General features: G+C 35.6%; 22 protein-coding genes, 1 pseudogene and 1 riboswitch. Of the genes and pseudogenes, 9 read left to right on the top strand and 14 right to left on the bottom strand.

Annotation, left to right across the window (positions count from 1 at the left end; translation table 11 throughout):
* Nucleotides 1–40 precede the first annotated feature (40 nt).
* On the top strand, nucleotides 41–376 hold the full coding sequence (locus MHH71_RS08965) for a DUF3905 domain-containing protein (RefSeq protein WP_016113926.1): 336 nt from the start codon (nucleotides 41–43) through the stop codon (nucleotides 374–376).
* A 37-nt stretch (nucleotides 377–413) separates the two neighbouring features.
* Here the strand turns inward: MHH71_RS08965 and MHH71_RS08970 are convergent, their stop codons facing one another.
* The 5 genes and pseudogenes from MHH71_RS08970 to phaR all read right to left on the bottom strand — a co-directional run bounded on the left by MHH71_RS08970 (nucleotide 414) and on the right by phaR (nucleotide 5,685).
* Nucleotides 414–1,763, bottom strand: coding sequence for a TrkH family potassium uptake protein (locus MHH71_RS08970; RefSeq protein WP_006094095.1), 1,350 nt, complete (start codon nucleotides 1,761–1,763; stop codon nucleotides 414–416).
* A 23-nt stretch (nucleotides 1,764–1,786) separates the two neighbouring features.
* A pseudogene (locus MHH71_RS08975) lies at nucleotides 1,787–2,980 on the bottom strand (NAD(P)/FAD-dependent oxidoreductase).
* A 149-nt stretch (nucleotides 2,981–3,129) separates the two neighbouring features.
* Nucleotides 3,130–4,215: a class III poly(R)-hydroxyalkanoic acid synthase subunit PhaC gene (gene phaC / locus MHH71_RS08980; protein ID WP_003196066.1), complete on the bottom strand. Its 1,086-nt coding sequence runs from the start codon at nucleotides 4,213–4,215 to the stop codon at nucleotides 3,130–3,132.
* A gap of 83 nt (nucleotides 4,216–4,298) precedes the next feature.
* Entirely contained in the window at nucleotides 4,299–5,042 is a 744-nt protein-coding gene (locus tag MHH71_RS08985; RefSeq protein WP_003196065.1) for an acetoacetyl-CoA reductase, read from the bottom strand.
* A 160-nt stretch (nucleotides 5,043–5,202) separates the two neighbouring features.
* Nucleotides 5,203–5,685, bottom strand: coding sequence for a polyhydroxyalkanoic acid synthase subunit PhaR (gene phaR, locus MHH71_RS08990; protein ID WP_006094092.1), 483 nt, complete (start codon nucleotides 5,683–5,685; stop codon nucleotides 5,203–5,205).
* Between the two features lie 198 nt (nucleotides 5,686–5,883).
* Here phaR and phaQ point away from each other — a divergent pair, with 198 nt between their 5' ends.
* The 7 genes from phaQ (at nucleotide 5,884) to MHH71_RS09025 (ending at nucleotide 11,518) form a co-directional block, all read left to right on the top strand.
* Nucleotides 5,884–6,336, top strand: coding sequence for a poly-beta-hydroxybutyrate-responsive repressor (gene phaQ, locus MHH71_RS08995; RefSeq protein ID WP_003196063.1), 453 nt, complete (start codon nucleotides 5,884–5,886; stop codon nucleotides 6,334–6,336).
* Nucleotides 6,337–6,378: 42 nt separating this feature from the next.
* On the top strand, nucleotides 6,379–6,903 hold the full coding sequence (gene phaP / locus MHH71_RS09000) for a polyhydroxyalkanoic acid inclusion protein PhaP (RefSeq protein ID WP_003196062.1): 525 nt from the start codon (nucleotides 6,379–6,381) through the stop codon (nucleotides 6,901–6,903).
* Between the two features lie 101 nt (nucleotides 6,904–7,004).
* The gene (locus tag MHH71_RS09005; RefSeq protein ID WP_018764158.1) at nucleotides 7,005–7,448 is read left to right on the top strand and encodes a MaoC family dehydratase; all 444 of its coding nucleotides are present in this window, start codon (nucleotides 7,005–7,007) and stop codon (nucleotides 7,446–7,448) included.
* Between the two features lie 189 nt (nucleotides 7,449–7,637).
* Entirely contained in the window at nucleotides 7,638–7,823 is a 186-nt protein-coding gene (locus MHH71_RS09010) for an alpha/beta-type small acid-soluble spore protein (protein WP_000241213.1), read from the top strand.
* Nucleotides 7,824–7,938: 115 nt separating this feature from the next.
* Nucleotides 7,939–9,258, top strand: coding sequence for a TrkH family potassium uptake protein (locus MHH71_RS09015; RefSeq protein ID WP_006094090.1), 1,320 nt, complete (start codon nucleotides 7,939–7,941; stop codon nucleotides 9,256–9,258).
* Nucleotides 9,259–9,296: 38 nt separating this feature from the next.
* A riboswitch (yybP-ykoY riboswitch) is annotated at nucleotides 9,297–9,463 on the top strand.
* A 91-nt stretch (nucleotides 9,464–9,554) separates the two neighbouring features.
* Nucleotides 9,555–10,352: a TerC family protein gene (locus MHH71_RS09020; RefSeq protein WP_006094089.1), complete on the top strand. Its 798-nt coding sequence runs from the start codon at nucleotides 9,555–9,557 to the stop codon at nucleotides 10,350–10,352.
* Between the two features lie 314 nt (nucleotides 10,353–10,666).
* The gene (locus tag MHH71_RS09025; RefSeq protein ID WP_006094088.1) at nucleotides 10,667–11,518 is read left to right on the top strand and encodes a formate/nitrite transporter family protein; all 852 of its coding nucleotides are present in this window, start codon (nucleotides 10,667–10,669) and stop codon (nucleotides 11,516–11,518) included.
* Between the two features lie 29 nt (nucleotides 11,519–11,547).
* On the opposite strand, the gene MHH71_RS09030 is transcribed toward MHH71_RS09025, so the two are convergent.
* The 9 genes from MHH71_RS09030 to MHH71_RS09070 form a co-directional block, all read right to left on the bottom strand.
* Nucleotides 11,548–11,859: a cyclic-phosphate processing receiver domain-containing protein gene (locus tag MHH71_RS09030; RefSeq protein WP_033794431.1), complete on the bottom strand. Its 312-nt coding sequence runs from the start codon at nucleotides 11,857–11,859 to the stop codon at nucleotides 11,548–11,550.
* A 64-nt stretch (nucleotides 11,860–11,923) separates the two neighbouring features.
* The gene (locus tag MHH71_RS09035; protein WP_006094087.1) at nucleotides 11,924–12,706 is read right to left on the bottom strand and encodes a prepilin peptidase; all 783 of its coding nucleotides are present in this window, start codon (nucleotides 12,704–12,706) and stop codon (nucleotides 11,924–11,926) included.
* 53 nt (nucleotides 12,707–12,759) lie between these two features.
* Nucleotides 12,760–13,470, bottom strand: a complete 711-nt coding sequence (locus tag MHH71_RS09040; RefSeq protein WP_006094086.1) for a LutC/YkgG family protein — start codon at nucleotides 13,468–13,470, stop codon at nucleotides 12,760–12,762.
* On the bottom strand, nucleotides 13,470–14,891 hold the full coding sequence (locus tag MHH71_RS09045; protein ID WP_006094085.1) for a LutB/LldF family L-lactate oxidation iron-sulfur protein: 1,422 nt from the start codon (nucleotides 14,889–14,891) through the stop codon (nucleotides 13,470–13,472). Before MHH71_RS09045 ends, MHH71_RS09040 begins: the two co-directional genes overlap by 1 nt.
* A 16-nt stretch (nucleotides 14,892–14,907) precedes the next feature.
* Nucleotides 14,908–15,627, bottom strand: a complete 720-nt coding sequence (locus MHH71_RS09050) for a (Fe-S)-binding protein (protein ID WP_003206400.1) — start codon at nucleotides 15,625–15,627, stop codon at nucleotides 14,908–14,910.
* A gap of 171 nt (nucleotides 15,628–15,798) precedes the next feature.
* Nucleotides 15,799–16,488, bottom strand: a complete 690-nt coding sequence (locus MHH71_RS09055; RefSeq protein WP_255258758.1) for a FadR/GntR family transcriptional regulator — start codon at nucleotides 16,486–16,488, stop codon at nucleotides 15,799–15,801.
* 313 nt (nucleotides 16,489–16,801) lie between these two features.
* Entirely contained in the window at nucleotides 16,802–18,202 is a 1,401-nt protein-coding gene (locus MHH71_RS09060; RefSeq protein ID WP_003206404.1) for a sensor histidine kinase, read from the bottom strand.
* Between the two features lies 1 nt (nucleotide 18,203).
* A complete protein-coding gene (locus MHH71_RS09065; protein WP_018781063.1) occupies nucleotides 18,204–18,878 on the bottom strand; it encodes a response regulator transcription factor in 675 nt (224 codons plus the stop codon).
* Nucleotides 18,875–19,846 carry a YncE family protein gene (locus tag MHH71_RS09070; RefSeq protein WP_033798751.1) on the bottom strand — a complete coding sequence of 324 codons (972 nt, stop codon included), beginning with the start codon at nucleotides 19,844–19,846 and terminating at the stop codon, nucleotides 18,875–18,877. The genes MHH71_RS09065 and MHH71_RS09070 overlap by 4 nt, the downstream gene beginning before the upstream one ends.
* A 137-nt stretch (nucleotides 19,847–19,983) precedes the next feature.
* On the opposite strand from MHH71_RS09070, the gene MHH71_RS09075 reads away from it, so the two are divergent.
* The gene (locus MHH71_RS09075; RefSeq protein ID WP_006094082.1) at nucleotides 19,984–21,099 is read left to right on the top strand and encodes a CdaR family transcriptional regulator; all 1,116 of its coding nucleotides are present in this window, start codon (nucleotides 19,984–19,986) and stop codon (nucleotides 21,097–21,099) included.
* The last annotated feature ends 10 nt before the right edge of the window (nucleotides 21,100–21,109 follow it).

Consider the following 21,109-nt stretch of genomic DNA (forward strand, 5'->3'; position numbering starts at 1 on the left):
AATTCATATTTCCTACTATAATAAAGAAGGAACGATTACTTTGAAGAAAAAACAACAAATTCATTCACCCATTTTAGATGAAACCTTGCCGCATCAAATGAATTTCCCCTCCTTTAAAGGAACAGGAAAACAAATGCAACAACCCTTTATTAATCAATACGATGTTGTAATTGGAGATAGTAAATACAATTCTAAAAATAGCCCACTTAACAATTGGAGTGATGAAGTTGATCCGGCCATTATGGCTGGCGAAGAATGGATCCATCCAACAAATGATATCGGATGGATTTCAGAAGAAAATCAAGAAGTGTTACGAAACAAAACAGACGGGGTTGAAGATTCATTTATGCACCCTCAATTTGGTATTAACGATTAAAAAACCATTCTACCTTTATAGGTAGAATGGTTTCATGTTATCCAATAATAATTCTCTCTTTGGGATATTTATAGCGAGGTGGTTGTTCCCTTCCACCACTTGCTAAAATAAATGTTAAAATACCAACACGACCAATAAACATGAGAACAATTAATACAAGTTTTCCAGCAGTTGTTAAATCAGAAGTGATACCTGTTGATAACCCAGTCGTTCCAAATGCAGAACATACTTCAACAATTAAACTCATAAATGGTGCATTTTCAGTCATCGATAAAATAAATAAAGCAAAAGCACATAATAAAATCCCCATAGTCATAACAACGGACGCTTTTAAAACGTCTTCCTCATGCAATTGCCGTTTAAAAACACGTACCGTTCTGTCACCTTTTGCAAACGTATATAGGGAAAGAATATTCACAGCAAACGTCGTTGTACGTATTCCCCCTCCAACTGAACTTGGAGAAGCACCAATAAACATTAAAACACTCATAAATAAAAGCGTCGGCTGTGACAAGTCACGTATATCCATTGTCGCTAATCCACCACTTCTCGTTGTAACGGATTGAAACAACGTATAAAATACCGTTTCATGCCAGGATTTCCCTAATAAAAACTGATTTCGCTCCAATAAAAAAATAACGATTGTTCCCACAATAATAAGCGAGAAAAATGTCGTTGTTGTCAATTTTGTAAATAGTGAAAAACGAAACAATTGATGTTTTTCCTTACTCAAATACTGTTTTACTTCCATTAGCACAGGAAAGCCAATTGCTCCTAAAATAATAAGAAGCATATGAATTATTTGTACAATATAGTCTTTCTGATATGGAATAAGCGACTGACCAGTTAAATCAAATCCACCATTCGTTGTTGCACTAATAGAGGCAAAAAAACCATGAAAATACGCTTCTTTCCAACTTGGGAAATAGAGTAAAAATCTTGTTCCTAATAGAAGCGCCCCAACCACTTCTATCGAAATAATCAAAATTAAAATAGACCGCATCAACTCAACAAGCCCTGATAAATTTCCTTGGTTATGATCTGCCATAATTAATCGTCTTCGCTGCAATCCTATTTTCTTACCTGTTATCATCCAAACAAATGTACCAAGTGCCATAATTCCTAAACCGCCTAATTGTAATACGAGCGCTAAAATCATAATACCTGCCGTATTAAACGTATCTGGAATAGAAACCACTGAAAGCCCCGTAACACTAACAGCGCTAACAGATATAAATAACGCATCTATAAAAGTCCATTTTACACCTGGCTTAATGACAAATGGTAAACTTAATAAAATTACAGAAACAATTACTGCTATGAAATAAAATAAAACAATAAGCTGTACCGGACGCAATTTTTGCAAAAATTTCTTTATATCTCTCATCCCATCACTTCGCTACCTTTTTTCTATCGATTAAACAAAGAAAAATCATCATTTTCTTTATTTGTAAATAACTGCTGAAATAGTTTTGCAAATACCATTCCATATACAGTTCCATTTCCTCCATACGGTAATGCATAATACAAATTAGAGACTTTATCATCTTCTTTACAAATAGGAAGACCATCATGACTTCCGCCAAATGCAGCAGCCCAATAATATTCAGCTCTTATATTTGAAAGATTTGGAAACATCTCTTGTATAATTTTAGTTAGCAACTCTCGTTTATGCAATAACTTTGTATCACCAAATTTCTGAAGTTGCATCGCTTCATCTAATCCGCCTACAATAATTCTATTTTTGTACGTACGAAAATACAAATACGGCCGAGCAGTTTCCCAAATTAATGATTGTTCGTGCCACCCATTAAAATGCTCTTGCTCATTTGTAACAATAGCATAAGAGGTTTCTACCGTTGTATTTGCTTCTTTTTTCCCAAATAGTGTTTCATATCCTGTAGCCATAATCACTGCTTTCGCTACAATTTTCTTACCTATTTTTGTGTAAGAAACCAAATCTTTTTGAACAGGCTTAATATGCACAACCTCTGTATTTTCAAAAATAGAAGCACCTAGCTGGTTTGCTTTATGTATAAGACCATGAGCTAACATATACGGGTTCACTTCTGCATCCCCCCCTGTATATAATGCTGCCGGTTTTGTAAATGAATATCGTTTCTTAATATCAGATTCTGTAAAATACTCAACAGGAAATCCGTAACGTTGTAATGTACGATACTCTTCTTGAAGGAATGAAATATCTTCATTTTGACTTGCATAATATAAGCTTCTTCTCGGAATAAAACAAGGATCAATATCTAACATTGGAACAACCTGTTCCAATGTTCGCAGTGCCTAGTAACAAAGCTGATAAGCTCGCACCCCTTTTGCTTCCCCAAATGTATGAATCAAAGATGTCAATGACTTATCATGAACAAATTGTAGTAATCCTGTATTAGCAACTGTGCTTCCGTGTGCAATTTTTCGTTTATCAATCAACGTGACACTCATTCCTAATTTTGTTAAAAAATATGCAATTTGAGCGCCTGATTCTCCGCTTCCAACAATAAGCACATCACATATCATATCATTTTCTAATATCGGATAACAAGGCATACAAGCTTCTTCATTCCAGTATAACTTCCCTAATGCTAATTTCATAACTATTCTCCTACAATTGAATTTCCTCCCTTTTATTTTTTGTTACTTTACATAAAAAAATCCAGCTAGCCTATGCTAGCTGGATTTTCCATTTCATTCGTATGAACAAAAAAGATATGTGTTCAAGCCATATTAATCACTTTTTCACTTCAATTAGAGCGTTCCTCAAGCCAATTTCCAACTGTAGGATACGTTTGTTTTACAGCCGTTCCACCATATACAACTGACATATGTCCTGTCGGCAAGCACACATACTGTTTGTCTGTACTAGAAATATGGTCCAGCAACGCCTCTACTTGGCATGGCAATGCAATATGATCACGTTTTGCAGAAATATTTAAGACATTTGCCTTAATGTTTTCAAGTTTTACTTTTTGACCTCGAATCACGAGCTCACCTTTAACCAATTTATTATTTTGATAAAAATCGCGAATCCATTGTCGATACGATTCACCTGGGAATGGGATACCATCTCCAACCCATTTTTGAATTAGCTTCCAGCTTTCAACAAAGCGCTCATTTTCTGAGCGATCAAGTAAAGCAACATACGGACCAACAAAGTTTGTAATTGGCTTTAACATTTTATTTCCGAAATCAATCATTTCCGGCGGTATATTTCCAAATGTATCAACTGCTTTGTCTAAGTTAAAATACTTTTCATCTAATAATGGACCATATAATCCGGTTTCAGAGAAATCAAATGGACTTGTCATAAAAATTAAATTTCGAATCGGCATATGTGGGTGAAGTGCCGCATAAATGGATGTTAGCGTACCACCCATACAATATCCGAGTAGAGATACCTCGTCCGCTTTTGCAGTTCGCATTACTTTTTTAACTGCTTTTGCAATATAGTCGAACACAAAATCATCAAACTTTAAATGACTATCTTCTAAACCGAATGTGCCCCAATCAAGCATATACACATCAAAACCACGATCTACTAAATATTCCACCAAACTATTTCCTGGTGTCAAATCCATAATATATGGTTTATTAATTAGCGCATAGATCAATAAAATGGGAACCGAATGTGTTTTTTCCTGCTTTGGAATGTAACGATACAGCTTCGTTTTATTTTTCGTCCAAATGACCTCTTTTGGAGTTAAAGCAACTTGTGGCTCTGGTTCACGCAGTAAAACTTCACTCGCTCTTTTAAAACGACGATATGCTTTTCGATATTCTTCTGGGTATAGTTCCAATTGCTTTTCCCATTCTGTTACGAATGTAGTCATTTTCCTATCTCCTTTTTAACTGATTTCCTTCTTCAAGAAAGAAGTGCACTCCTGCTATGGATATGCACTTTCTCCTTGCTTCATTACATATATAATCCGCCGTTAATATTTAACTGTTGACCAGTGATATACGCTCCATCACGGCACAAGTATACAACACCTTTTGCAATTTCATCCGCTTGTCCGAAACGTTTCTTTGGAATCTTAGAAACGATTTTTTGACGAACATCTTCCGGCACTTCTGCTACCATTTCTGTATCAATGAATCCTGGGCAAATCGCATTCACTGTTACATTTGTTTTCGCAAGTTCTAGCGCTAATGACTTTGTAAATCCTAACATACCAGCTTTTGCTGCTGAATAGTTTGTTTGTCCAAATCCACCAGCTTGTCCAATAATAGAAGAAATGCTAATGATTCTACCCTCTTCTGATTCTGTTATGTAAGGAAGTGCCGCACTCGTTGTATTAAATACACTACTTAAGTTTACATCGATTACGCGATCCCAATCTTCACGGTTTAATTTTTTGAAAGTACGGTCTCTTGTAATACCAGCATTATTTACAAGAATATCTACCTTACCAAAATGATTCACAGCTTCATCTACAAGGCGCTTCGCATCTTCTAGCTTAGAAACATCTGCCTGAACTGCATATACATCATGACCTTCTGTTCCTAATTCATTCACTAGATTTTCAGCCGCTTCTTTACTGCTATTATAGTTAATAACAACCTTTGCTCCCTCTTTTGCTAATGCTACTGTAATCGCTTTACCAATTCCTTTTGCCCCACCTGTTACGATTGCTACTTTACCATTTAATTGAACCATTTCTATTCCCCCTTTATTGAATTTGTTAGATATAAGAATGCATCACCTTGATGCATATTTTAAAACGATATTCTACATACAAACTATTTTCAGCTGTTCATACCATTCGTAAAAGAGGTTCTCCCTTTCCCTTTTTGAACGTATAAACAACACTTCTTAACTACTTTTTATTCTCTGGTTTCAGAGGCGCTTTCGCCACTTCTTTCTCTGGTTCCTGTAATTTTGCTAACACTTCATTTTGTTTTTCAAGTAATCCTAAAATCTTATCCACTTTATCTTCTAATGTACGAATATCTTGTTTCACTTTTGTTACATCACGTTTTAGCGTAGGAGATTGTCCTAAAGAATCTGCTTTTTCTTCCAAAAACTCTTCGATGTTATCAACTTTATTTTCTAAGTTAATAACAAGCGTAGCTACTCTTGCGATATCGTCTTGGGTTGGCATGTTCACTTTTTCTAAATAGCCTTTTGTTGCATCATTCAACATCTTCTGATAAAACAAATTCAAATCTAGAACGCTTCCCATCCAAGCAGAATATTCTTCTGTTTTGATTGTTTCATTGAGCGTTTTTCCCCAAAATGTTTCGGTCTGTTCATAAGCTTCTTTCCATGCTTGTAGTGGATCGAATTTTTGATCAATCACTTCTCCTACACTCCTTTATTCGTTTTTGAAACAATTCAACCTATTCACTATTTTCTAATATTCTGAATAAAACTTCAAGTCTGTATTTTGTTTTTTTCTATATTCCAACAAATGTATTGACATAGAAAACAGATAGGTGTAAATTGCACTTATAAGCAAAAAATTCCATTTAACTGATTCATGAGGTGATGCACAATCATGCTACATAATGAACCAGAACAACAAGAAAGTTTGGAAACAAACCAAGCGAAACAACCAAACTCCATGCCAAAAAACTTCTTAGTTCCCTTCTTACTTCTCTGTCTAAAAGACTGGAGTCTTCACGGTTACAAACTGATTCAAATGCTAATGGATATTGGCTTTTCTTCCGTTGACCAAGGTAATGTTTATAGAACCTTGCGCAAGTTAGAAAAAGAAAACCTCATATCTTCCACTTGGGATACAAGTGAAGGAGGGCCAGCAAAGCGAATTTATTCTTTAACAGAATATGGAGAGCAATATTTAGCAACATGCGCGACCTCTTTTGAACATTACCAAAATATGTTGCGAACATTCTTCACGTTATACACCAATGCATTCTTTCCATTTTCTACTTCTCCAGAAAAGGATGAAAAAAAATCTTCATCTTCACCTGGTGGTACAGCAGAATAATCTGCGTTCACAATATGCAAAAAAATATTTGGAGGTCAAACCATGGAAACTAAACCATACGAACTGGTCGATGCATTTTGGAAAAATTGGTCACATTCTCTTTCCCTTTTCTCTTCAGCAGGGAAACAATTGGAGCAACTTACTTTAGAAACTTTAAAACAACAGCAGGATGCTTTGCATAAATTAACAGCAGGAGTAGATGAACTCGAAAAAGAACTACAACAATTCACTACTCAATTTAATAGTCAATATACAGAATACGTGAAGCAATTCACAGGCAACTCCTTAAATGAACAAATTAACGAATGGCAAGAAAAATGGAACGAACTTTCTAATCATATTCATCAACTTACTGTGTCTCCAACAAAAACATCTTTATCGATTCTTACTCAAACGAACGGCAAGTTTGAAGAAACAACAAAACAATTCATTGAACAACAACAACTTCAACGTGACGAGGGTCAAAAACAATTAGAAGGTTTTTTGGAAGAATTCAAATCTACACAACTGGAACTCGTAAAAAAGTTCGAGGAAAACTCAAAAAATCTATTTACTTCCATCAAGTAAGGAAAATGTGGCAGCTTACCGCAGAACAAACTAAACTCTTTCTTCCTCCCATTGCATCAAGATGGCTTACATTTTTCGATATGGAAAAGAAGGAGGAAAAAATGAATCCATTTCAAGAAGCGCAGTCTGTTCCAGAGCTTCATTATGATGAGATTCAAGTTGGCGATCAAGCATCCTTAACAAAAACGATTACCAATGAAGACATTATCACTTTTGCAAAACTGACCGGGGATGTAAATCCAATTCATATTCTGGACTCTTTTGCAAAAACAACAATGTTTAAAGAAAGAATTGCACATGGTATGCTTGTTTCAGGATTTATTTCGACCATTCTCGGAACAAAATTACCAGGAAAAAACACAATTTATTTATCACAAAATGTATCATTTCGTGCACCTGTAAAAATTGGTGATACCTTACGCGTAGTCGCAGAAGTTATCAAAAAACGTGATGATAAAAAAATTATTACGTTGCAAACAAATGTATATAATCAATGGAATGATATAGTTGTCGAAGGTACAGCAACAATAATGAAAAAAGAGTAGCACACATGCTACTCTTTTTTCGTATCCAATAACTTCTAATCTCACCGATTACTTCCGTGTATGACCAAACATATAACACATACACTAACGATACCAGTTTATACAGTGAGCTAGCTTGTATCAGCAAAACATTCCTTTACTGCTCATTAAAAACAAATAAACTGGAATATAAATTAGGATGTGTTATCAATGGTAAAAACAAATAAATTACTTGTTCCTGGTGCTGAGCAAGCGCTAGAACAATTTAAATATGAAATTGCACAAGAGTTTGGTGTAAGCTTAGGTTCGAATACAGCATCTCGTTCTAACGGATCTGTCGGTGGCGAAGTAACAAAACGTCTCGTTTCCTTAGCACAACAACAATTACGTGGATAATTCTATAAATAATTGATTCAGGGGCAGATATATTCTGCCTCTTTTCCTTTTCAACATACATTGTAATTCTTTTTGACATACTACAAAGAGCAAGCCGAAAGGAAAGGTATATACTATGAAACGGATTAATATTAAAATGAGTCCTCCTCGTGTACTTACGTTATCTTTTATTGCACTATCCATTATCGGAACATGCCTATTAAAACTGCCTATCTCCACTACAACTTCAATTTCTTGGCTAGATGCATTATTTACAACTGTTTCTGCATTTACAGTTACAGGACTTGGCGTTGTTGACACCGGAAAAGTGTTCACCCTATTTGGGCAACTTGTCATTTTAACACTCATACAAGTTGGCGGTCTCGGCATTATGAGCTTTGCTATATTAATCGCGATTATGCTCGGGAGAAAAATCGGTCTCCAAAATCGAATTTTACTACAGCAAGCATTAAATCAAACAAATATCGGCGGAGTGATTCGTCTCGCAAAATCATTATTTCTATTTTCTTTTACCATTGAATGTTTCGCTACTCTTCTTCTTGCTTTTGAATGGGTTCCAAAATACGGTGTTTTTAACGGACTATATTATAGTTTTTTTCATGCCATTTCAGCATTTAACAACGCCGGATTTTCCATTTGGACTGATAATTTAATGTCACAATCTCATAGTATACTCGTCAACATAGTCATTTCCTCTCTCATTATTTTAGGCGGAATTGGTTTCACAGTCATAGTGGATATAAAAAGAAAACGCAACTTTAAGAACCTTACATTACACTCTAAACTTATGCTCTCATCTACTCTTATTGTAAATATTGCTGCTACAATTTTAATTTTTATATTTGAATTCCATAATCCAATTTCTATGAAAGGATTTACACCGTTTGAAGAAGGACTAGCAGCCTATTTCCAAGCTGTTTCCACACGTACAGCTGGTTTTAATACTGTAGACATGGCACAATTAACAAAACCATCTCTTTTACTAATGATGTTGCTCATGTTCATTGGAGCTGGTAGTGCTTCAACAGGTGGCGGCATTAAATTAACAACCTTTTTAATTATGCTACTCGGGGTTCTTAAATTTTTACAAGAGCAAGATGACATTGTCATCTTTAAAAAATCAATAAAAGATGGTTTGATTGTAAAATCACTTGCCATTGTAGTCATTTCAATCTCATTTATTTTTTTCGCCATATTAATTTTAAGTATCACCGAACAAGTTCCCCTCTTAATGAGTGCCTTTGAAGTATTTTCGGCATTTGGGACTGTTGGTCTCAGTATGGGACTTACCTCAAAATTGACAATAATCGGAAAGATAACCATTATCTTTATGATGTTTTTTGGAAAAATGGGTCCTTTAACATTAGCATTTTCTTTTGCACATAAAAAACAAAGAAAGATAAAATATCCAAACGAAGACATTTTAACAGGTTGACAAACATTTACATTATCCATATAATGAAAATACAATAGCATATTTCCAAAGGGGAGTAGCGTCCAAGAATATATTCTTGGAAACAAAGTCGTCATTACGTAGAACTCAGTTCTTCCGGCTTTGTTGGCATTTTTATTACATATGTCTAGCAAGACCTTTGCCTATCAACGGCAGAGGTCTTTTTTGTATTCTTTTCCAATTCCTTCCGTCGTTGATAGGTTGGAGTATGGGGAAACTAAACAGTGGGGAAACCTCTTCACTTGTTTAGGATTTATACAATTGAGAGGAGAATGTACATGGATGTATCATTATTATTGGAGTATGGTTGGGTATTGCTTATCTTAATTGCACTAGAAGGAATTTTAGCAGCAGATAACGCTCTAGTCCTTGCCATTATGGTAAAACATTTACCAGAAGACAAACGAAAAAAAGCATTATTTTACGGATTAGCAGGAGCTTTCGTGTTCCGTTTTGGATCATTGTTTATGATCTCTTTCTTAGTCGACGTATGGCAAGTGCAAGCACTGGGGGCGATTTATTTAATGTTTATCGCTGGTAACCATTTATTCAAAACATATGTTAAAAAGAATACACATGAAGAAACTGAAGAGAAAGAAACAAAGAAAAAACAAGAAAACTTTTGGTGGACAGTATTTAAAGTTGAAGTTGCCGACATTGCGTTTGCCGTTGATTCTATTTTAGCAGCTGTTGCATTAGCGATGACTTTACCAAAAACAGGCCTTGGTACAATTGGTAGTCTTGATACAGGACAATTTCTTGTTATTTTTACAGGTGGGCTCATTGGTTTAATCATTATGCGATTTGCTGCATCTGCTTTCGTACAAATATTAAAACGTAAACCAGGGTTAGAAACTGCTGCATTCTTAATTGTTGGTTGGGTTGGTGTGAAACTAGCAGTTTATACGTTAGCACACCCTGCTTTAAATGTTATTCCACACAGTTTCCCAGAATCAGCACCATGGAAAATTGGATTTTGGATTGTACTAATTGGAATTGCAATGGGTGGTTGGTTCTTATCTAAAGATACAAGTGTCCAAAATACACAAAAGAATTTGGATGAAAAAGCGCTGTAACAACAGCGTTTTTTCATTTACCTGACACTAAATAGTCCCCCCTTCAAAAATAGATAGAGGATAACTAATCCATTTGCCATCCTTGAAAGATAACACCCAAATGATAGAAGTTTCATTTTATTACATAAAAAGTTGCCATTTCCCTCTATTTTTACAAACATATGATATGATACCACAATTTGTTAACGCTTTCATTCAGAAGGTATGTCCTTTTTGTGAAACATTGCACAAACTTATTGAAACTAAGAGTAAATACGTGTACCTTATTCATATGAGGAGTACTTATAGACAATGTACTAAAGGAGCGTATTATTATGCTAGAACAAGGATTAGCTTACGTTGTACAACTTGCGCAGAAAAAGAAACAAATGTTGGATGCAAATCCAATGCAATATTTCATTCGCGCTGCACTAGCTGGCATCTATATTGGTTTTACTATTGTACTATGTTTTAAATTAGGGAATTTCTTCAATGTTGTAAATTCACCCGCAACATATTTAGCATCTTCTATGTTTTTTGGAATTGCACTTATATTAATTATATATGGCGGAGCTGAATTATTTACAGGAAATACAATGTATTTTACAGTCGCAACTCTGCGAAAGGAAACAACAATTGGCGATACACTTCGTAATTGGATCGCTTGTTATGTAGGTAACTTAGCAGGTGCAGTATTTTTTGCATTGTTATTTTACGCAACTGGTATTTTCCAATCAATCAATCATGGACATTTAATGAGTACAGTCGTTGCAGTAAAAATGGGAACACCTACAATGCAATTATTTTTCAAAGCGATTTTATGTAACTGGCTCGTATGCCTTGCATGTTTCCTACCTTCTCAAGTAAAAGGAGATACAGCAAAAATACTTATTATGATGTTTCTTGTCTTTACTTTCTTCTTATCCGGTTATGAACATAGTATTGCAAACTTATCATTATTTGCACTATCTTTAGTATCACCACATCCTGATACAATTTCTTTCGCTGGTGCTATCCATAACTTAATTCCGGTTACAATTGGCAACATTATCGGCGGATCCGTATTCGTTGGTATGGTATATCATTATTTAACTCAAAAAAATCCAGAGCCTAAAGCGGCAGAAGATAACTTAGAAGCAGTTCAACAAGAAGAAATCATCCCTTTACAAGCACAGATGAAACACTAAAAAAGTTCCAAGGATCCCCTTGGAGCTTTTTAACTTCCAGTGCATTTCACCTGTATATTTGAGGAAATCTCTCTCGTTTCTTTTCCTTTATTTATCCGTTCTAACATGTACTGCATACCAATTGAATCATTTGTATGTAAATGAATTTCCTGTACATAAAGGCCTTCCGTACAAAAAACTTCTAAAAAATCCAAACCATTTTTCTGACGCCATCCCATATTATAATCGAGCGATATAATATCTACATCAGAATTGTGCAAAAAATTCAAAGCAGTTTCGACTGTTGTCGCTAAGACATAACCGAAGGGGCAAGGTCTTTGATCATCCATATACACTTTCATTTTCTACTTCTCCTTTATCCCGCTATTTGCGGACAGTAATACCTCCACTGATTACAGTTTCACTTTATTCCAGATATATCATAGCCAAATAACATATTGTTCCAAGTGCAATAAACGGTCCGAATGGCAATGGTTGTCTTGATGTAATACGCTTGAGTAACATACCAATTCCAAAGAAACAAAGACTCAAACTAGAGGCACAACAAAGCACAATAAAAATTGCTTTCGCCCCTATTATAAATCCAAGTAGCGAAAGTAATTTCACATCACCTCCTCCAAGTCCATTCGGAAATAGAATTTGAACGAGATATAACACAATAAATATCGTTCCTGCACCAATCAAGCCCTCCCACCAAGGAACGAGTGAAATAAAAATATGTTCTATTACAAATAAACAAGCAAAAGAGAATAAAATTACATCCGGGATTAACATATAGAACAAATCTGTCATTGTAATGATAATGAGTAAAGAAAGTAACGTCCATATAAGAATTAGTTCTTTATCCATTCCAATCACATACGTAAAAAAAAGAAATGCTCCCCCTGTTATCACCTCAAACAATGTATAAATAAAGGGTACTTTCATTTTACAATGAATGCAGCGACCTCTTTGTAAACAAAAAGAAATAATTGGAATAAGCTCTTTCGGCCTTAGCGTATGACGACAATAGTCACAATAAGAACGAGGAGCAATAATAGATTGTCCAATAGGAATGCGTACTGCTACAACCGTATAAAAAGAACCTAGCACCGTTCCTATTAAAAAAGCATATAAATAAAATATCACACCATCCTCTCCTTCCCCAAAAAAATATAGCAAAAAGAGAGCGACACTTCCATTTCGCATTATCTTTGTTCTAATAAAAAAGCAGGCCATTTCTTAGCCTGCTTTTCCCCATTTTACACTACAAAATAATATGCTTTTAATGGTCCATGTACACCTACAACAAGATTCATTTCAATATCAGCTGAGTTACTTGGACCTGTAATAAAGTTAATACAAGATGCAACTTCTTCTCCATTCTCTACACGCGTATTCATATCATGAACCGCTTGTGTAATACGTGGTACAATTGTTTCACGTGGAATGATTGCAAAATAAATCGTAGGCAAGAAGTGTAAAGAACGACCTTGTCCTTTATGACTTTGCACGACAATTGTACCGGATTCTGCTAATGTGTAATCACTAAAAGCAATACCAATATTTGCTTTTTCAGCCAAGCGAATATTTTCTTCTTTTTTCTCTGGATCCCAAGTGTTTACTTCAACATTTTCGTTCGGAAGTTCTATAGAAAATAGAGCATTCAAACCGTACGTATCAAAACGTTCGTCCCCCGATAATAAAATAGGTCCACCGCCGTTTTCAGTAATTACTTTTCGAACTACTGCACTCAGTTCATCCTTTGTTGTTTCAATTACAGTCGTATGAATGTTGGTACATTGTTTTTTGAATACTGCTAACAATTCTTCCTCTGAATAATCTTTCAACGTTTCTACGTTTACATTATTCTTCCATACTGGACGCTGTACTCCTTCTGTTTTACGCGCTCGCCCAAGTTCTTTCGCAATGTTGTCTAAAAAGGAATCACGGTTTTGAATTGTCCCTGTCATCAGTCATTCCCGCCTTTCTTATGATCTTTATACCAATCACGGAATCTTTCTTTACTTGGAGCTGGGAACTCGCGAATATCCGTCCAGTTTTTCAGCGGCCCTACACCTTTCGTTACACGATTACCAGACGTAAATGGACTCATAGCAGCCGGAGCAATTTTAGATCCCATTTTGTATAAAGATGCGGAAGACGCACCCATACTAAACATCTTCATTGCTAATTTTTCTGCAAGTGGCGCTCGCCCTTCTTTCTCAACAATGACTTGGCGATGTTTTAATAACAAGTCATGCAATGGAATTTTTACCGGACAAGCTTCTGTACACGCTCCGCATAAACTAGAAGCATACGGAAGCTCTTTATAATCATCATATCCACCTAAAAGTGGTGTTAATACTGCCCCAATTGGACCAGAATAGATGGATCCATAAGAGTGACCCCCAACATGACGATATACAGGACATACGTTTACACAAGCTGCACAGCGAATACATTGCAACACTTGACGGAATTCAGAACCTAAAATTGTAGAACGTCCATTATCAACAACAACTAAATGAAATTCTTCTGGTCCGTCTACTTCCTCTTCCTGAATCGGTCCTGCTACCGTTACATAACTTGTTAATTTTTGACCAACCGCACTGCGGCACAGTAAACCAACAAGAACATCTAGTTCTTCCATAGTTGGAACCATACGTTCCATACCCATTACCGCGATTTGTGTTTTGGGAATAGACATAACAAGGTCAGCATTTCCTTCGTTTGTTACTAGACAAAGAGAGCCTGTATTTGCAACTGCAAAGTTACATCCCGTTACCCCAATTTCAGCATCCATAAATTTTTCACGAAGTTGTTTACGAACAAACTTTGTCATTTCATATGGATCATCAGAATTTTCATACCCAAGCTTTTCTTTAAACACATCACGAATTTGCGTTCTGTTTTTATGAAGTGCTGGTGCAATGATATGAGATGGTGGATCGTTATCTACTTGTAAAATGTACTCACCTAAGTCACTCTCTAATACTTCACAGCCAATTTCTTCAAGTGCATGGTTCATGCTAATTTCTTCCGTTACCATCGACTTTGATTTTACAACTTTTTTTGCTTGCTTCTTCTTTGCTACCTCTTGAATATACTGTGCTGCTTCTTCTTTCGTTTTTGCAAAGAAAACATGCCCGCCTCTTTTAGATACATTTTCACTCAGTTGCATTAAATAGTAGTCTAAGTTTTCTAACGTATGCTGACGAATTTGTTCACCAAGTTCACGCCATTCTTCCCAGTTTCCTAATTCATCGGCTGCTTTTAAGCGATTTGTATATAAACGCGTTTGTGCAGAAGATACTGCCCCGCGCATAAATGAATCTTGAATTCCATCGCCAACGCGATCATTAAATTTTTTCTCACTGATTTTCATAGACATAGCTTATGTTCTCCCTTCATGAGCGACTATTCAATACCTCAGCAATATGCATTACTTTTACTTCTTTACCTAAGCGCTCAATACGTCCGCCAATGTTTAACAAACACCCACAGTCAGCACCAATTAAATAATCAGCACCTGTTTCCATCACACTATCCACTTTCTCATCTACCATTTGTTCAGAGATTGGTGTCATTTTAACTGAAAACGTTCCCCCAAAACCACAACAATTTTGTACGTTTGGTAGTTCTTTTACAGTTAGCCCTTTTACATTTGATAGTAAAATCCCTGGAGCTTCTTTTACTCCTAGCAAACGTGTCATATGACAAGATTTGTGAACAGTCGCTGTTCCTTCTAAGTGCGCACCAACATCTGTAACTTTTAACACATCAACAATAAATTGTGTTAATTCATATGTTTTATCTGCTACTTTTTGTGCACGAGGTGCCCATTTCGGATCATCTTTAAAAACGTGTGGATACTCATGAAACATTGTCGCACAAGAACCAGATGGTGTAACGATATATTCTGCATCTTCGAAAGTTTCAATCATATGCTTCATCGCTTCTTTTGCTGCTTCTACATGACCGCTGTTATATGCTGGTTGTCCACAGCAAACTTGAGCTTCTGGAAATTCAATTTCACACCCTAAATGCTCCAACAATTCAACCGTTGCTTTACCAACATTTGTTTCAAACATATCAACTAAGCAAGTAACAAACAAAGTAACTTTCATAATTATAATTCCCCCTCATTACAACTTCGCCAACAATCATATGGTCATCAGATGACTTAACAGAAAGAAGAAGCTAGGCATAATTGACCTACCTAAACCTCTCCCTAAAAAGAAAACGCTTACTCAATCTTTCTCTATTTTATCAGAAAAATGAAATTTTGAAAGACTAAATCACGAATTTATATCTTGTCTACCTGTGACAATATGCTCTACATTTGTTAAATGATTTAGCATTGCTTGCTGTGCAGATTCCACATCTTGTTTCAATACCGCATCATAAATAACTTGATGCTCTTCTAAAAGTCGTTCTGCTGTTGTTTGTTCACCATATAAAATAATGCGTCTCGACTCACCAATCGTCTCAGCAATCATTTCCGAAACATGATTCATAAGTTCGAGTAAGATGTTGTTATGTGAAGATTCTGCAATTCCCATATGAAAATGAAAGTCCGCTTTTTCACCAGCCCTTTCATTCCCCATGCTTTTTTCCATTTCATCTAACCAATGCTTCATATTTTTCAAATTATCTTCTGTACGTTTTACTGCTGCTGCCCGAACTGCCCCGACTTCAAGCACTTTTCGTACTTCCAATAAATCTAAAATATCTTCCTTCTTCATTAACAACATGTTATTTAAAGGTTTTGTCAATGCTGAAGAATCGAAGTTCTTCACATATGTTCCTTCCCCTTGTTTCATTTCAATTAACCCCATAGCTCGCAAGGCACTAAGCGCTTCACGAACTGCAGATCTGCCAACTTGAAACTGCTCGGCTAATTGATGAACAGGAAGAAGTTTGTCACCAGGTTTTAATGTACCATTTTTTATCATCGTTAAAATGGCTTCAGATACTTCTTCGTAAATTTTTTTCGGCTTAATAGATTTGTACTCCAGTTAAATCACCTCAGTATCATCCAAACAACAATTCAAACGATTTATAAGAACATAGCATCCATAACCATTTTAGAACGAATTAGTAAGAAGTACAAATGTTTTGTTCATAAAATAGCCAAATTTTTGTTATATAGAGGAAATTGATGGTTATTATACCCAGTAGCGGGTTGTAACTGGTATTTAATCTGGTATTATTCGCCTTCATTTCCTATTTCCCCCTCTATTCACGGATAGTAAGACCCCCACTTCAAAACGTGTTACGTTTAAGTGGGGAAATTGACAACTAAAACATACTTCCTTCTTCATTCGCAGGTAATTTTATAATAACCGTTGTTCCCTTTCCTTTTTCACTTTCGACTCGCCATTCTCCATCATGGATATGCACGATTTGTTTGACAATCGCAAGACCAAGACCTGTTCCACCATGCCTGCGACTTCGCCCTTTATCAACCCGATAGAAACGTTCGCCAAGCTGCTCTAAATGCTCAGCATCAATACCAATTCCCGTATCCTTTATTTTCAATTCACACTGCCTATCTTTTTTCTTCAATTGTATAGAAATGTTTCCATTTTGATTTGTATAACGAATAGCGTTGTCTAGCAAGTTATGAAGCACCTGTTGCATCCGATCCTCATCAATCGTTACAATAATATCTGGATCAAGATCCGTTGAAATATACAGCTCTTTTTCCATACATTTCAATTCGTACGTTTCTAATACATCTTCAATAAGCTGCGCAAATACAATCGGTTGTTTTTTTAATGGAAAATGGTCTCCTTCAAGTTGCGCCAAATCCAATAAATCATGAACAAGCCGTTGCATACGACCAGCTTCTCTATGAATGAGCTGTGTAAATTTTGATTGTTGCTGTCCCTTTGCAACTCCATCTAATATCGCTTCACTATACCCCTTAATATAACTTAGCGGCGTCCGCAGTTCATGAGAAACATTTGCTGAAAATTCCTTACGTTTGACATCTTCCATTTCTAATGAATTTGCCATTTTATTAAACGCTTTCCCTAAACGTCCTATTTCATCTTCCGACGAAATCGTAATACGCTCAGAAAAATCTCCTGTTGCCATATGATTTGCAACTCGTTCCATTTGTGAGAGCGGTTTTGTAATCGCAATAATAATTTTTCTACCAATCCATATTGTAAGTAAAATCATAACGAAAGCTAATGGAGCTAAAATAAGTCCCATATCATAGATTAAATCTTTAATACTCTTTAATGGAATATATGAGTACACAATCCCAACTAATTTCTTTTCTTCTAAAACAGGAATAACAACTCCCATAATATTACGCTCGAAATGTTCTTCATATCCAACCTTCGTAACGGTCTTTCCATCTAACAATGTTTGTCTATCACTCTCACTAATAAGGGAATGATGATGTACATCAAAAGGTATACAAGCACTTAAATCACGAGGATTACTAACGAAAAGTACATCCGCACTCGAGATACGATCAAATGCCTGAACTTTCTCTCCAAACGCTAACGTACCCTCGTCCTTTTTATATTGAGATACGAGCCTTTTCCCTTCCATTACTAACGAATCTTCAATGTTTTGAACATATAACTTTTCATATGAATATAAGGACACGAAATAAAGAAAAGAAACTGTCACACATACTGCACATACCACCGTAAGCCAAAGCTTTTGTACCATCGTAAACATGTTACACCTCAAATTTATAACCTACACCCCAAACTGTTTGAATGTAGTTTCCACTTTCTCCAAGTTTTAAACGCATCGTTTTCACATGTGTATCTACCGTTCTCGTACTTCCTGCGTAATCATATCCCCATACTTTTTCAAGTAATTGCTCACGACTAAACACTTGTCCACTATGCCCGCAAAGAAAATAAAGTAGATCAAACTCTTTTACAGTAAGAGAAATAGGCTCTCCGTCTATTTCAATTCGACGACTTTTTTCGTTAATTACGATTGGACCAAATTGAAGTTCTTCTTCTTGTTGTTCTTGCTTCGTATATCTTCTTAATACAGCTTCCATACGAGCAATGAGCTCACCTGGACTAAATGGCTTTACAATATAATCGTCCGCTCCCATCCGTAAACCATTAACGCGGTTCCATTCTTCTCCTTTTGCTGTTAAAAAAATAATTGGTACATCCGATGTTTTTCGAATTTCTTTACAGACTGAAATTCCATCCATCTGTGGCATCATAATATCTAAAATAACAAAATCGTAATGATCTGTATCAAGCATATGAAGCGCATCTTTTCCGTTCTCTGCTTCTCCCCATTCATATCCGAAATTATCTAAATACATGCCAACAAGCTGTCTCATATCACTTTCATCATCTACAAGTAATACTTTATGTTTGTTCATCTCTCTCTCCCTTCTCGCTGCGTAAGTTGAAACGGTCCCTTTCCAACCGCAATCGTTTGTTTCACTTTCATTTTCTGAATATCAATTACATACACTTCATTACTATCATAGCTAGCTACATAACCTTCTTTCCCACTTTTCAAAAAAGCAAATGGATTAGATCCTACCTCAAGAGCTCCTACTTCTTGATATGTTCGCGCATCAAATTTTCTTAATGTATTCGATCCATGACTTAATGCATACACGAATTTTTCATCTCCCGCAAGACTAACTGGCATAAATGGTGCATGTAAAGAGCGAACCATCTGTCCATCTGCTAAAGAATAAACCAATACTTTCTCATTCACTTGCTTCCCATCTCCATGTCCACCAATCCATATTTCCTTTCCATCAGCGCTGACCATTGCCCCTGTTGATGCTGGTGGTACCATAAATGAATGCACAACTTTCTTTTGGTCTAAGTCAATTGTTGATAACTGTGTATCATAAAAATTTAATACATGTAATTGTTTATCATTCTGCACCATTGTTAGCGGGCCTTTCCCTACCGAAACACTCTCTGTCTCTTTTCCATTTATTGTAAAGAATCGTACTTTTTGTTCATTTTGATCAGCCATAAATAATTGTTTTCCATCATTTGATACGATGACATTCGTAATTCCTTTTCCCGTTTTCCATTTGTTCACTTCGTTTCCTTCTGTTAACGAGTATATATATGCATATTCTAACTGCTTACCATATACAAGCATGTCTTCCCCACTTGGCAGCAGCACGATTCCTGTAATAGGTTCTTTTAATTCCCATGTTGTTAATGTCTTTTTCGACTTTTCATCAATAAAACTAACGCTACCTTCTTTAATATTTGTTGTTATGATGATACTTTTATTTTTAGCAATCGGTGTATATGAATTCCCCTGACATCCTGCTAACAGAAACAAAAAACATAGCAGAAAAAAGTATTTCTTCAAAAGATTCCCTCCATCTTTAGATGATTTCGTTATAATTGTAAAATAGCAAATATTTGTGAGGAAAGTGTGAAATCTTCCTAGTCTTAATAAAACTACATATATAATGTACAACAAATAGAAATAGAGGTGTGCAAATTATGCTTTTTCCCGATTTAGCAAACAAAATTGTCCGTGAAGTTCGAAGGCTAATTACTGAAAATATTATAATTATTGATATACAAGGCACAATTATCGCTAGCACAAATCCAGCACGAATTGGACAATTTCATGAAGGCGCCCTTCGCTGTGCGAAAGAAAAGAAAACTGTCATCATTACAAAAGAAGATGAACGATATTTACAAGGGGTAAAAGCAGGAATGAATCTGCCTCTCCTTTTCCATGATGAAGTAATTGGCGTTATTGGCATTACAGGTGAACCCGAAAACATTTCACAATACGGGGAAATATTACGAAAAATGACCGAATTATTAATTCATGAAAATTATTTTTTAGAACAACTAGAACTCGAGCAACGTTCCTATGAAGCTTTTGTTTTTGATTGGTTGCAAAGCAATGATTGGTCTCCTAGTTTTCTCGACCGTGCGAAAACACTCGGTATCGATTTACATAAGAAAAAACAACTTATTTTATTTTCATTTGATCAAGATGATACAATGCTACAACGGAAAATTTGGCAGCATATTCGTAACTTGTTAGCTAAAGAAGAACTATTTGTACGCTGGGGAAATGACCGTTTTATATTATTTACAACAATGGAAGCAAAGAAAAGAACTTTTCAATTTTTAAAGAGATTGAAACACGATTGTGAATCTTTATTTCCGATTATACTATATATTGGTATTGGACAAACAGTAATGCCAAATGAAATGCATGTATCATACGAACAAGCATTGCGTGCGCTTTCGGTTGCCTTTAAAACAAAAGGCATTATATTTAATGAAGATTTACGTTTAGAAATGTGTTTACAAGATATTACCGCTAACACTCGTGAAGAATTTCTTCAACGCACCATTTATCACTTGCTACCTGCAACTGAACTCATGCAAACACTACGCTTATTTATCGATCATAATCAATCCTATAAACAAACAGCAGAACTGTTACACATTCATATTAATACATTACATTACAGACTTAAAAAAATAGAAGATTATACAGGACTTGACCCAAAACAATTTAAAGATTTAATTATTTTATACTTTGCACTTCTTTTATTAGATAATCATACAAAAAAAGACAGCAAAAACAATTAATCTTCAGTTG

Source organism: Bacillus sp. FSL H8-0534, assembly GCF_038005885.1.
GTDB classification, from domain to species: Bacteria; Bacillota; Bacilli; order Bacillales; family Bacillaceae_G; genus Bacillus_A; species Bacillus_A pseudomycoides.